Source organism: Bradyrhizobium roseum, assembly GCF_030413175.1.
GTDB classification, from domain to species: domain Bacteria; phylum Pseudomonadota; class Alphaproteobacteria; order Rhizobiales; family Xanthobacteraceae; genus Bradyrhizobium; species Bradyrhizobium roseum.
In genome coordinates this window covers 7,025,846-7,039,011 of the sequence record NZ_CP129212.1, presented here as the reverse complement: position 1 = coordinate 7,039,011, position 13,166 = coordinate 7,025,846, and the positions used below count along the sequence as shown (strand labels likewise).

Genomic DNA, 13,166 nt, shown 5'->3' with positions numbered 1-13,166 from the left:
GACGCGGGCGCCCACGAGGGGCGCCCCTACGATCGATAGGGTGGGGCGACCCTCGTGGTCGCCCTCTCTGATGACGGTCCGGGCGCCGTCAGGCCGCTTCGGTCACGGCGCGAATCTTCAGGTGCACGCCGGTTTCTTCCTGCAACGCGCCGATCACTCCGAGCAGGTTTTCAGCCGTCGGGTTGCCGTCCGGCCCAAACATTCGCATCAGGCTCTTCGGCGAGCGCCCGAGCACCTCGCCCAGCCGGTCGAATCCGATGGTGGCATTGATGTAGGCTCGCAGCGCCGCGCGGCCATCGTCGGTTTCACCCTGCAGCAGCGCCTGCACCGCCTCCTGAAACAATGCCCGGCGAAAGGCGGGCTCGCGATCGGCCCGCGCCCGCACCGTGTCGCGAAAACTTCGGGTCAGTGGCATTGTGTCATCCCTCGCGCTTGCGCTTCTTGTAATCGCGCCAGCGACGCAGCGCGGCCTCGATGTCGTTCTGCTGCCGTCGCTTGGTGCCGCCGCCAAGCAGAATGACGAGCGTCTTGCCGTCCCAGCCGAAATAAATCCGATAGCCGGGGCCGCGATTGATCTTCAATTCCGCAGCGCCTCCGCCGATCGGCTTGACGTTCGACGTATTGCCATCGGCCAGCCGCTCGATCGCGACGGTCACGCTGGCGGCCGCTTGCGTATCGAGATCGTCGAACCAGCGGCGGAAGGGGCTGCTGCCTTCCTCAACATATTCTTCAATCCGGATCATTTGGTATCATATATGTTACTATTGCGCAAGGCGCTCGGCCCTCTACGCAATCAACCGCTGCACCAGCGCCGACTCGCTCGAATACGTCAAAAGCGCCTCATGCGTGGCCCGGGTCACCCCGACATAGGTCAGCCGGACGCATTCCTCGATCGCCTCGCCGTGGCGGCCGAGGAAGCCCAGGCCTGCAATCGCGACGCAGGGAAACTCGAGCCCTTTTGCGGTGTGCATGCTCAGCAGCCGCACGGCCATCTTCTTCGTCGAAATCCTGTTCCGGTTGTTCTTGACCATATCGACCGGCACGCCGTGCTTGCTGAGGATCTGCGCGACCTTCTCCCCGATCCAGTGCTCCGGATAGAGACACGCCATTTGCGGCCACTCGTATCCCGCCTTTTTCCGGTCGAGCAACCACTCGGCCACACAGTGCGTTTCCGCCTCGATGCTCACGCACTGCCGCACGTCCGGCGCCATCCCCTGCCGGCCCGCATCTTCCGGCAACAGCACCGGATGCTCGTCATCGGCCGTCGTGCCCGGCGCGCCGATCACGTCCGCCGCGAAGCGTCGCGCAAAGGCGACGATCTGGGCCGTGTTGCGGTAGTTGACCTTCAGCACGGTCGTCCGGCCCGTCGCTTCGATGCCGAGCTGTTTCCACACCGGTCGCTCGCGTCCCTGGTAGATCGCCTGGATATCGTCATAGACTACCATCAGTGCCTTGGTACGCGGGTTCACCATTTTGGCCGCCAGCGCCAGCCATTGCGGCTCGAAATCGTGCGCCTCGTCGATCAGCACGGCGTCGTACTGCCCCATCGGGATATGCCCCTGATCGACCGCCTTCATCACCTCCGCAACGCTCGCCGCCAGCCGCTGCGCGTAGTCCGGATAGTCCCGCTCGGACGGCGCGGGAATCCCATAGGTCCGCAGCATCCGGTAACACCAGCCATGAAAGGTCAGCACCTGGACCCGGTGCTCCACGCCCCTGGCCTGCATGGCATCCTCGAGTCGGCCCGCGATGCCATTGGCGTAACACAGGATCAGCACCGGCTTCGTCGCCCCGCGCGCCAGATACTCGGCGCGAAAGGCCAGGATCAGCGTCTTGCCCGATCCGGCCACGCCGCGAATGATGCGATGGCCTTCGCCGAGGCTGCGCGCCATCTGCTCCTGCTGCATGTCCATGACGGCGAGCGTCCGGTCGGATGGATCGGGCGCGGGCGCTGCGTCCAGCGGCAGGGCAATCTGCCGGATGCGGATCTCGGGAAACATCAGCGCCCGCAGCCGGTCGAACTGCGGCATCGACAGCGGCTCACCGAAGCGCGGCGAGACCATGCGCCACAGCCTGGCGCGGAATTCCTCCGGGTCGGCGCCCTCCGTCATCTCATCCTTGAACACGCACAGGTCCCCGGCAAACACCTCCGTGAGGTCGGTCTGCTCGAACTGCCGGCGCGTGATGTTCGTGAACACGGCCCCGAAGCCGAACGGCACGATGGATTTACCCATGAAGCGGTGACCGGCTGGAAACAGCAATTGCCCATCCCGTTCCAGCGTGCGCACGACATCGAACGTATATTTGCGCGCCTGCTCCAGCGGATGGCTCTCCCGCACCATGCCGCGCGCCGTCAGCAGCTCGACCCGGCCCTTGTCGGCCGAGGCGATTGACTCGAGGCGCCAGTCCTTCACTTCGAGCACGAGCAGGCCGTTCGCCGGATGCACGATGATGAAGTCGGGATGCCGGTGGTGGGGCCCGACCGGAAGGTTGTGCCAGACGACCGCGTTCTCTTCGAGGAAGTCCTTCAGCCGTTCTGCCAGCCGCAACTCGCCGCGGGTATCGAAGCGCGCGTAGCCCAGGCTCGGGATCAGAATTGCCATACGAGGACCGACCGGTTGACGGCCAGCTCCGGACTTAAGCGGGCCTCAGCATAGCGGGACCCATCTCCCGCAATGCCACGATATGACAGATATCGAGGTTTAGGCTACGCTCCAGCTCAGTCCAAGCAAGACGAGGCAGATCCAATATGCCAAAGTAGGTCATCTTTGCCATTTCCGCGACCTAGGACGATGAAGCCTCGGTGTGGAGCGGGCATTGCGAAACCGAACCGGCGGTTGCCTGAAATGGCGTCGCAATTCGACTAGCCGTTGCGCGCCGCGGGCTAGGTTCTTCTCCGTGTTGCAGGCCGCGATATAGCTTCAGGAAGTTGGAGATGTTCTCGGAGATCTTGTTGCTGGTGCTGCGCAACGATGACGTTGTTGCGCTTATCGAGCTCTCCGCAGCAAGGACATCTTCTTTGACGAATATGCGTCAGCTTGAGGCAATGTGCTTAAAGATTGCGGGGCCGAAATGATATTAGCGAACGAAAGCGGCTCTTAAAGATGAGTGATTGTGACTTCGAGAAATCGATACGCGAGTTAGAAGCTACAGGTAGGTTTCGAGTTCTACGAAGGGCCGTGCTAGGACCGGCCGCAGGTCTAGCGGCTGCAGGCAGTAACAGGATTGCTATAATTGTAGATATCGAAACCACTGGCCTTGATGTGCAAAGAGACGAAATAATCGAAATTGGAATGATTGCATTTTCTTATGATGCTGCAGGCAATTTCGGCGAAGTTATTGAAACATTTGGCGGGATGCAGCAGCCGTCTAAGCCGATTCCGGCACCAATCACCAAATTGACTGGAATTTCTAACGATGAAGTCAGAGGGCAAGTTATCGACAAACGAGCAGTTGAGACGTTCCTCAGTCCTGCTTCTTTAATCATAGCGCATAATGCTGCTTTTGATCGTCCAATTTGCGAAAGGCTTTCCACGATGTTCGCAGAAAAGCCATGGGCATGTTCTGCGACAGAGATTGATTGGCAACGCTCCGGATTTGAAGGCACCAAACTAGTCTACATTCTTAATCAATTTGGAATGTACCATGTGGGCCATCGGGCGTTAGACGACTGCATCGCACTTTTAAATATACTGAGAATGAATTTGATTGGAGCAGGGAAATCGGTCCTCGCGGAACTTCTATCCTGTGCACGTAAAACCCGATATCGAATTTCCGTGATTTCTCCCTATGAACTACGCAGCGTACTGAAGTCTCGCGGGTACAGATGGTATCCGGGGAGCTCGGGTCGCCCACGGTCTTGGTGGATCGAAAAGGAGGAAAAAGATCAAAGCGCTGAATTAGCTTTCTTGAATGGTCAAGCCAATCTTAGCGGTGGGAGTATTATCGTCGAGAAAGTAACGGCCTTGAATCGTTTTAAGTGGGATTCTATTGCCAAAACGACGTCGGAATGACAAATCGCGCCGTGTACCATATCGTTGGAGCAATGATTGCAGCTAGCAACAGCACATACATAAACATGGCTGAAAGATAAAACCAGGCGCTAAACAGCGTCCGCCTCAAGGGATACCATAGGCCTGTCAAAATTCCGGTTGGCTTCTGAGACGCATAAGTCCAACGCTTGAAGTCAATGCTGGTGTGATTGACCTGCGTTTCCCTGATGTGTCTCTCATACTCTCCTGCAATTCTCTCCAATATAGCGACGTCGGGTTCGCTCGAGGCGAGCTGTCGTTCCAGGTCTCGCATGCAAATAGATATTGAAAGGGCATTTTGCTGTAGCTTTTCGGCTTTTACAGCTCTTCCAAAGGCATAATCCATCAGCGAAATTACAAGGAGAGCAACAGAAGCAGTTGCCGAAATAGCTGTGTAAAAAGCGGCGTGCTTGGAGCTAAATGCATCGGGGTAAGCAAGAAGAATTATCGACCAACAAAGCAGATAGATCGAGAGGAACGCTATTGTGCATATACTCCAGCGTTCTTTTACTTCTAATGCAGATGCAGCACCGAAGCGGCAGCCTCTCGTCTGATACATAATTCCCGCAAGATGCCTGTAATACTCAATCTCTCTGGTCATCAGTAAGAATACCCCATTCCGCCAGCGTCAATTCCACCCAAGCCATGCCTCATCCAACTTTTTCGGGCTGCCCGCCACGCTGTAAAGAAGCTCGGCGCGCGCGTTTCCATTGGAATGGTTGGAAAATCGTACCAACTGCCGTCAATCATTTTGGGCTTGATTATTTCCTTGAGGAACTTGAGCTTTACTTTTGATGCTAACGTCGACGGAAATGAATGGAGCAAAGCGGTCCGCGCATTGTAAGCTCGGTAAAGGCAGTCGATAAGCCAGCCGTCGAGCTCTCTGAATATCTTGCTATCTTCCACCAGGCAGAAGTAGGACACAGCCCCGCTAAGGTTAGAAATGTTACTTGCCCCGACTAGATAGTCGTCGATGGCACGTTGGGATCGCCCACCATAAATATATGCGCGAAGTTCGTTCAAGCATGTGACTAAATCCCAATCTCTGAATCCAGCTCCCAAGCGGGCATGACCGAATGACTTCGTCCTCCTTGGATGAAGCAGCAAATGGTTGTAGATAATTCGGGCGCACCGTCTCTTGATTGCTGCTGCAGCGCGCTGGCTTACGTGCAGCCCGTCGCGTTGAAAGCTATAACTCAAGAAGTCAAAATGTGCGATGTGGGAAAGCCCTGCCTTTTCGTTTGCGAAAGCTTGAATGCCGGTCGATTTCTCTTGGTTTATTTCCACGCCGCTGCTTTGCGAGAACCTCTGAAATGCACTGGCGCATTGAAGAGCGTCCTCATAACTGTAATTCACAACAACCGAGTCGTCTGCAAATCGAGCAAATGCTCCATTTAGTCGTCCTAACTCTGTATCGAGTGGATGTGCGGCGGCGTTGGCAAGAAATAGTGAAAGGCTATTTCCCTGAGGAAATCCTTTAGTGCGCTGCTTGGGCGCCTTCTTTCCTTCGATGTATTCATGGACCAAAACTGATTTGAGGACCGCTCTCTCCATGTGAGTCGTTAGAAAGGGGCCTGACTTCTTAATCAAGTTCTTGAGATATGAATGATCGACTGAGTCGAAATATTTAGAGAAATCATACTGGCTAATGAAGATCGTTTGCGCGTCTAGCAATGAGCGCAAGTGAATAATTGCGTCCAATGGGGTTTTGTTTTTTTGATATGCGTAGCTTGAGTCGGAAAATATTCGCGCATTTCTGCTTCTAAGATTATTTAGGAAAATTTTTGCAACAACTGCGTCGGGGATACTGAAAGAATCGATATATCGGAATCCACCAGAAGGCTTCGGAATGGCCGTCCTTGAAGCCGCTGTGGGCTCGTAAGCGCCTTGCTGAAGGCTATCCCAGATTCCGCTAGCTAAAAACTCGGAATGGTTCAGGCAATAACGTGGATCGAAATGCTTGTGAAAAGACCATTTTTTTGGCGTGGTCTGAGCGGAAGCTTTAGCTTTCTTCCCTGTTCGCTTTTGAAAGCTAATTCGGTATTTATGTACGTAGTATTGAGCACGAGAGTATCCAGCTAGCCGTTTCTTTGCTTCGCGTTCGATTTCTCGCTTGATGAGGAGTTGCATTGCTCGGTCAAAAAATATTGCGCCAGCAGGCAGCGGTAGTCAGAGGCCGTTGCGAAGGTGAAGAGAAATTGGCATTTCTCTCCGGCAGAGTGAAATTGCTACCTGCTGGCGACTAGTGCTTCTCGCACATAGGTTGAGCATCTATCGAGCGGCACGTTTCGTCAAGTGCCTTGCAGTTAGGCAAACTGCGAACGCCATTTTTGCCCCGCGCTGAATCTCGCAGGTAGCTCAATTCGGCTTCAGAAGTCCCCGCAAACGAAAGCGGCCGGGTCATCCGACCCGGCCGCTAATTCCGATCCGCCGATTTAAGCTCGCGCTCAGCCCGCCTTCTTCTCGAACACCGGCTTGCCGACCTTCTTCTCGATCGCGCGCTTGAGATCCAGCGCGCGGGGCGAGAGCAGGTCGGCCTTGGCCTTCAGCAGGAACTTGTCGAGGCCGCCATTGTGGTCGACGCTCTTCAGCGCGTTGGTCGAGACGCGCAGGCGCACGTTGCGGGCGAGCGCGTCCGAGATGAAGGTGACGTTGACCAGGTTGGGCAGGAAGCGCCGCTTGGTCTTGATGTTCGAGTGGCTCACCTTGTGGCCCACTTGCGGGCCCTTGGCCGTCAGTTCGCAGCGCCGGGACATTTTTCAAATCCTCTTCCATCCCCGCCATGGCCAAGCCGCTTCTCGCGGGCGCCGCGGGGGTCCAAAATCGCGTCCATTTTCAGGAACCGCGGACGTATAGGGGGAGAAGGCCAGCCGGTCAAGGTTTTTGGGGCGGTTTGGACCGCCGTGCCGGGGTTCCAAGCCTGTTTTTGACGCGCTTTCTTCACGCGAATCGGAAGCCCATCCCGGATCACGTCCGGGGCAGGGCCGCCTTGAAAACGGGGTCGGCCATTTGGCCGGTTTATAAGGGGTTCCAGCCACTTAGGCCATCATATAAAGGGCGCAATCGCCGCCGACATCTAGGGTTGAACAGGTAGCAGACCCTCGGGCCTTTTGTGCGCGGCTGAAGGCGATGACGGGTCTGGGTGCGGTTTCGCGAAAGCCCGCGCGTTGTTTGCTGGATACGACTGCCTAAATGAACAGCCATCCGCGCCGATCCCGGGACAATCCAGTGCTGACCGCCAAACACGCCGTTTCGCTCGCCTCCAGCTTGGGGCTCGGCTTGTGCGCGGCCGGGTTATCGGCGCTGGCGCCGCAGGCGGCCGCCGCGCAGGGCCGGCTGGAAGCCAAGTATGAGGCGACGCTGGCCGGCATCCCGGTCGGCAAGGGCGCCTGGACCATCGAAATCGGCGACGACGCGTTCTCCGCCGCGGCCCAGGGCGGCACCGCCGGGCTGCTGAAGGCGTTTTCCGGCGGCAACGGTTCTGGCGCCAGCCAGGGCAGGGTGGTGAACGGCGCGCTGGTGGCCAACGCCTATACCGCCACCACCACCACGCAGAAGAAGTCCGAAACCATCCGCATGGTGCTGACCAACGGCACCGTGAAGGATTTTTCCATCGATCCCGCGCCGCCGGTCGATCCGGACCGGGTGGTCGTCACCGAGGCGCACCGCAAGGGCGTGCTCGATCCCATGACCGGCTCGATGCTGCGCGTGAACGGCAACGGCGAGCTGCTGTCGCCCGATTCCTGCCGCACCGGCGCGGGCATCTTCGACGGCCGCATGCGCTACGACCTCAAGCTCGACTACAAGCGCATGGAAACGGTCAAGGCCGAGCGCGGCTATCACGGCCCGGCGGTGGTCTGCGCGGTCTATTTCACCCCGGTCGCGGGCTTCATCCCGGACCGCCCCGTGATCAAGTACCTCGCCACCGAACGGCGGATGGAGATCGCCTTCGTGCCGATCGCCGGCACCAGGATCCTGGTCCCCTTCCGCATGTCCATCCCGACCCCGCTCGGCCAGGCCATGCTGGAAGCGACATCGTTCGTGACCTCGGCGACGCCGCCAAGGGTGGCGAAGACGAATTGAGATTTTCTTCACCCGCCCCTCGAGGGGGCGGGTCGGCACGCATCGCAAGATGCGTGACGGGGTGGGCGATCTCTCCACTCGGGCACTGTTGGACGTGGAGAGAGCGTCACCCCACCTCGGTTCGCATTGCATGCGAACCGATCCTCCCCCTCCAGGGGAGGATGAAGACCGCTCGCCGCAGCAACATGACCGACACAACCGCCACGATTCATGTTGACTCCCGACCACTTCTGATTCGACTCCGTCCGTTAACGATTCCGCCCTCTCAGCGCCGCTTGTGGAGCCCGCATAAACTTGATCTAGTATCACCCGAGGCGCTTCAGCGCGAGATGTTGCGGTGAACGTACCGGGTTTCGGGAGGAGTCAGCGATTCGGGCGCGTTTCGTTCCAGACTCGTTCCAGAGCTTAAGCCGCGACCGCATCGCCGTCGCAGAATGAAACAGATTCGGCCGATTTGACGCCGGGCGACCAGAAAGGCTTCGCTCCTGAGAGGATGGACCCTCATGGTGAGGCGGCGCGTTAGCGCCGTCTCGAGCCATGCAGGCCCGGCCAGTGCCTTTCATCTTGTGAGACGCCGCTCGCGCGGCTCCCCCGGATGAGGTCTGGCACCGAATCTGAGCGACGGCAGTCAGAAGAAACACCCGCACCACATGGCCTTCTCCCCCTCTACGTTCGCGACCGATCGCGCGCCAGGCGCCGGCGTCACCGCCGTGCTCGGGCCGACCAACACCGGCAAGACGCATCTGGCGATCGAGCGGATGCTGGCGCATTCAAGCGGCGTCATCGGCCTGCCGCTGCGGCTGCTCGCGCGCGAGGTCTACAACAAGATCGTCGATCGCGCGGGCGTGAACAGCGTCGCGCTGATCACCGGCGAGGAGAAGATCAAGCCGAAGAACCCGCGCTTCTGGGTCTCGACCGTGGAAGCGATGCCGCGCGACCTCGACGTGAGTTTTCTCGCCGTCGACGAAATCCAGATCGCCTCCGATCTCGAGCGCGGCCACGTCTTCACCGACCGCATCCTGCATCGCCGCGGCCGCGACGAGACGCTGCTGCTGGGAGCTGCGACGATGCGCCCCATCATCGAGCGGCTGCTGCCGGGCGCCTCCATCATCACACGGCCCCGATTATCGCAGCTGGAATTCGCCGGCGATCGCAAGATCACGCGCCAGCCGCGCCGAACCGCCATCGTCGCGTTCTCCGCCGATGAAGTCTACGCCATCGCCGAGCTGATCCGCCGCCAGCACGGCGGCGCGGCCGTCGTGCTGGGCTCGCTCAGCCCGCGCACGCGCAATGCGCAGGTGGAAATGTTCCAGAACGGCGACGTCGATTATCTCGTCGCCACCGACGCCGTCGGCATGGGGCTGAACCTCGATGTCGACCACGTCGCCTTCGCCTCCGACCGCAAATATGACGGCTACCAGTTCCGCCGGCTGACCCCGTCGGAGTTCGCGCAGATCGCCGGCCGCGCCGGCCGCGCGACGCGCAACGGCACCTTCGGAACCACGGGCCGCTGCGCGCCGTTCGAACCCGAGCTCGTCAACGCGCTGCAGAACCACACCTTCGACAGCGTCAAAATGCTGCAGTGGCGGAATTCGAAGCTGGATTTCGCCTCGCTCGGCAGCCTGCAGGTGGCGCTGGCGCTGCCGCCGGGACACGAGGTTTTGACCCGCGCGCCGATCGCCGAGGACCAGCGCGTGCTCGATCACGCCGCGCGCGACGGCGAGGTCAGGGACATGGCCCACGGCGCGGATGCCGTGGAGCGGCTGTGGGACGCCTGCCAGATCCCGGACTACCGGCGGCTGGCGCCCGCCGCCCATGCCGAGCTGGTGACCACGCTTTATGCATTCCTGATGAAGAGGGGCCGCATACCGGACGCCTGGTTCGCTGCCCAGGTCGACCAGGCCGACCGCGTCACCGGCGATATCGACACGCTGTCGGGGCGGATCGCGCAAATCCGCACCTGGACCTTCGTCGCCAACCGCCCGGACTGGCTTTCCGACCCCGAACACTGGCAGGGGATGACGCGGGAGATCGAAAATAAATTATCCGATGCGCTGCATGAACGGCTTACGGAGCGTTTCGTTGACCGGCGGACCAGTGTATTGATGCGCCGCCTGCGGGAGAACAGTGTTTTGAATACGGAAATTGGCAAGACCGGCGAAGTCATTGTGGAAGGCCACACCATCGGCCGGCTCGACGGATTTACATTTGCGCCCGATGCGGCTGAAGCCGGCTCGGACGCCAAGGCATTGCAGGCGGCGGCGCAGCAGGTGCTCGCCGGCGAGATCGACGCGCGCGCCACCAAGCTTGGTGCGGCGCCCGACGACCAGTTCGTGCTGGCGTCCGATGGCACCATCCGCTGGACCGGCGATGCGGTGGCAAAGCTCGTCGCGGCCGAAGACGCGCTGCATCCGCGCATCCGCATCATCGCCGACGACCGTCTCTCCGGAGCGCCGCGCGAGGCCGTGCAGGCGCGGCTCGACCTGTGGCTGAAGACGCATATCGAAAAGCTGCTCGGCCCGCTGTTCGGTCTCTCCAAGGCAGAAGACATCACCGGCATCGGCCGCGGCATCGCGTTCCAGCTGGTCGAGGCGCTCGGCGTGCTGGAGCGTTCGAAGATCTCCGCCGAGATGAAGGATCTCGACCAGGCTTCGCGCGCCAGCTTGCGCAAATACGGCGTCCGCTTCGGCGCCTATCACATCTATTTCCCCGGCCTTTTGAAGCCTGCCGCGCGCGCGCTGGCGTCGCTGCTGTGGGCCGAGAAGCAGGATAATGTCGACATGTCGGCGCTGTCGGGCGCGCAGCATCTGGCGAGCTCGGGCCGCACGTCTTTCCCGGTCGACAAGGCGTTGCATCGCGACGCCTATCGCGTGCTCGGCTATCGGCAGTGCGGCGAGCGCGCCGTGCGCGTCGACATTCTGGAACGGCTCGCCGATCTCATTCGTCCCGCGCTGGCGTGGCGCGAAACTTCGCCCGGCGAGAAGCCGACCGGCGCGTTCGATGGTCGCGGCTTTGTCGTCACGCAGGCAATGACCTCGCTGACCGGATCGGCCGGCGAGGATTTTGCCTCGATCCTGCGCGCGCTCGGCTACCGCATGGACAAGCGTCCGCCGCTGCCGCCGAAGCCCGCGCCTGAGGTGGTTGTCGAAACCGTCGCCGCCGAAACGCCGCCGGTCGAGGCCAGCGCCGAAGCGACGGTGGAGACAACGCCAGAAACTCCGGCGGCAGCAGAAGCGCCCGCGGCAGAAGCGCCCGCGGAACAAGTTGCCGCCGATCTGCCGATCTCCGGCGATCCCGCGCCGTCGTCCTCGCTGCTGCCGCACGTCACGCCGGTCAACGAAGCACCCGCCGCGCCTGAACCTGCGCCCGTCGAAGCGGCAGCGGAGCCTGCCGCTGAAGCCCCGGCCATCGAAGCGCCTGTGGAACAGACCGAGACGGCAAGCGCGCCTGAAGCTGCCGCAGAGCCTGCTGCCAGCGAGGCCGCACCATCCGAGGCCGCATCCTCCGAGACCGCAGCGGCCGAAGCAACGGCCGCCGAAGCATCGGCTGCGGACGCCAAACCCGATGCGCCGGCTGAGCCGGTGCTCGTCGAAGTCTGGCGGCCCGGCGGCCGTTCCGAGGAGCGCCGCCCGCACCACGACCGCAACCGTCAGCGTCATCACGCCCGCCCGGCCGAAGGCGCGGCGGCGGCAGCCGGCGGCGAAGGCGCCGATGGCGCGCCGCGCGAGCAGCGTCATCGCCGCGGCCGCCGCAACGATTTCCGCAAACCCCGTGAGGGTGCGCCGGCCGACGCCACGGCTGCGCCGGCGGCGGCTGTCGAGGGCGCGCCGGCCGCGGAAGCGCGTCCGCCCCGCGAGCGTCCTGAAGGCAAGGGCCGCGACGGCGATCGCCGCGACAAATTCGATCGCAACAAGGGCGGCGGAGATCGCAACAAGGGCGGCGACCGTAACAAGGGTGGCGGTGGCCGCGACAAGGGCGAACGCGGCGGCCGTGATTTCGGCGGACGCGACAAGGGTGGCCGCGACAAGCGCGACAGCGGTCCCTCGCATCGCCAGTGGGCGACCAGCGCGAGCCCGCGCGACCGCGATCGTCCCGCCGATCCCAATTCGCCGTTCGCAAAACTGGCGGCGCTGAAGGAACAGCTCGCCGGCAATCGCAAAGAGTAATCACGGGCAGGTCGTTGGAGCGGCAGCGTCTCGACAAATGGCTATGGCACGCGCGGGTGGTGAAGGCCCGCACCTCTGCTGCCGCCCTCGTCGAGTCCGGCCACGTCCGCATCAACGGCGTGCGCGAGAAGGCGCCGGGACATGCGGTCAAGGTCGGCGATGTGCTCACCATCGCGCTCGATCGCACGGTGCGCGTTCTCAAGGTGACCGGATTTTGCGAGCGGCGCGGCGATGCGTCGGCGGCGCGCGTGCTCTACGACGATTTGCAGAACGACAAGGCGTGATTAAGTGCACGGAGCGGGCGGCGAGCCGTAAAATCCCGGGTTTGCTTCCCTTGCGGCAGCCCATCGCATGCGCTACGCAACCCCCGGAAAACTGATCCGTTTCGCTGCCTCGTTCGGAGCCTTATTCGGAGTCCTGGATGACTTACGTCGTCACTGAAGCCTGCATCAAATGCAAATATACCGACTGCGTTGAGGTCTGCCCCGTCGACTGTTTCTACGAGGGCGAGAACATGCTGGTCATCCATCCCGACGAATGCATCGACTGCGGCGTCTGCGAACCCGAATGTCCCGCTGATGCCATCAAGCCCGACACCGAGCCGGGGCTGGAGAAGTGGCTCGAGGTCAACAGCGAGTACGCCAAGAGCTGGCCCAACATCACCCAGAAGAAGGAATCCCCACCCGACGCGAAAGAAATGGAGGGTGTGGAGGGCAAGTTTGAGAAATATTTTTCCAAGGAGCCCGGTTCCGGCGACTAGCTTGTGGATAAGTTAGGGGCCTGTTGAGGCTGTTTTCGGCTCCAAACTGAACCGAAACAGCTTGCCGGATTTAACCCTGTTCTTCGACTTGTGGCGGAAACGGTCCCGGAAGGGCCCGGAACCCGG

The 13,166-nt window shown here is 61.0% G+C and carries 12 protein-coding genes; 6 read left to right on the top strand and 6 right to left on the bottom strand.

Going from position 1 to position 13,166, the window contains the following annotated elements:
* Window positions 1-88: 88 nt before the first annotated feature.
* Genes QUH67_RS33340 through QUH67_RS33330 form a run of 3 tightly spaced genes read right to left on the bottom strand, consistent with a single transcriptional unit; the run spans window position 89 to window position 2,603 of the window.
* Window positions 89-415: a transcriptional regulator gene (locus QUH67_RS33340; RefSeq protein ID WP_300944176.1), complete on the bottom strand. Its 327-nt coding sequence runs from the start codon at window positions 413-415 to the stop codon at window positions 89-91.
* Window positions 416-419: 4 nt separating this feature from the next.
* Window positions 420-740, bottom strand: coding sequence for a type II toxin-antitoxin system RelE/ParE family toxin (locus QUH67_RS33335; protein ID WP_300948260.1), 321 nt, complete (start codon window positions 738-740; stop codon window positions 420-422).
* Between the two features lie 45 nt (window positions 741-785).
* Window positions 786-2,603, bottom strand: coding sequence for a DEAD/DEAH box helicase (locus QUH67_RS33330; RefSeq protein ID WP_300944175.1), 1,818 nt, complete (start codon window positions 2,601-2,603; stop codon window positions 786-788).
* Window positions 2,604-2,935: 332 nt separating this feature from the next.
* On the opposite strand from QUH67_RS33330, the gene QUH67_RS33325 reads away from it, so the two are divergent.
* Together QUH67_RS33325 and QUH67_RS33320 are read left to right on the top strand one after the other, a co-directional pair.
* Window positions 2,936-3,076 (top strand): hypothetical protein, encoded by a 141-nt coding sequence (locus tag QUH67_RS33325; protein ID WP_300944173.1) that lies wholly within the window; start codon window positions 2,936-2,938, stop codon window positions 3,074-3,076.
* Between the two features lie 28 nt (window positions 3,077-3,104).
* The gene (locus tag QUH67_RS33320) at window positions 3,105-4,013 is read left to right on the top strand and encodes a 3'-5' exonuclease (RefSeq protein WP_300944171.1); all 909 of its coding nucleotides are present in this window, start codon (window positions 3,105-3,107) and stop codon (window positions 4,011-4,013) included.
* Here the strand turns inward: QUH67_RS33320 and QUH67_RS33315 are convergent.
* The 3 genes from QUH67_RS33315 to rpmB all read right to left on the bottom strand — a co-directional run bounded on the left by QUH67_RS33315 (window position 3,988) and on the right by rpmB (window position 6,787).
* A complete protein-coding gene (locus tag QUH67_RS33315) occupies window positions 3,988-4,632 on the bottom strand; it encodes an SLATT domain-containing protein (RefSeq protein WP_300944170.1) in 645 nt (214 codons plus the stop codon). The genes QUH67_RS33320 and QUH67_RS33315 overlap by 26 nt on opposite strands.
* A complete protein-coding gene (locus tag QUH67_RS33310) occupies window positions 4,632-6,161 on the bottom strand; it encodes a reverse transcriptase domain-containing protein (RefSeq protein WP_300944169.1) in 1,530 nt (509 codons plus the stop codon). Before QUH67_RS33310 ends, QUH67_RS33315 begins: the two co-directional genes overlap by 1 nt.
* Window positions 6,162-6,478: 317 nt before the next feature.
* Complete coding sequence (gene rpmB, locus QUH67_RS33305; protein WP_300944167.1) at window positions 6,479-6,787, bottom strand: 50S ribosomal protein L28; 309 nt, start codon at window positions 6,785-6,787, stop codon at window positions 6,479-6,481.
* A gap of 436 nt (window positions 6,788-7,223) precedes the next feature.
* Here rpmB and QUH67_RS33300 point away from each other — a divergent pair, with 436 nt between their 5' ends.
* The 4 genes from QUH67_RS33300 (at window position 7,224) to fdxA (ending at window position 13,040) form a co-directional block, all read left to right on the top strand.
* Window positions 7,224-8,114, top strand: a complete 891-nt coding sequence (locus tag QUH67_RS33300; RefSeq protein WP_407080380.1) for a DUF3108 domain-containing protein — start codon at window positions 7,224-7,226, stop codon at window positions 8,112-8,114.
* A gap of 650 nt (window positions 8,115-8,764) precedes the next feature.
* Entirely contained in the window at window positions 8,765-12,280 is a 3,516-nt protein-coding gene (locus QUH67_RS33295) for a helicase-related protein (protein WP_300944166.1), read from the top strand.
* A gap of 14 nt (window positions 12,281-12,294) precedes the next feature.
* Window positions 12,295-12,564, top strand: coding sequence for an RNA-binding S4 domain-containing protein (locus QUH67_RS33290; RefSeq protein WP_300944165.1), 270 nt, complete (start codon window positions 12,295-12,297; stop codon window positions 12,562-12,564).
* A 137-nt stretch (window positions 12,565-12,701) separates the two neighbouring features.
* The gene (gene fdxA, locus QUH67_RS33285; protein WP_300944163.1) at window positions 12,702-13,040 is read left to right on the top strand and encodes a ferredoxin FdxA; all 339 of its coding nucleotides are present in this window, start codon (window positions 12,702-12,704) and stop codon (window positions 13,038-13,040) included.
* Window positions 13,041-13,166: the final 126 nt, after the last annotated feature.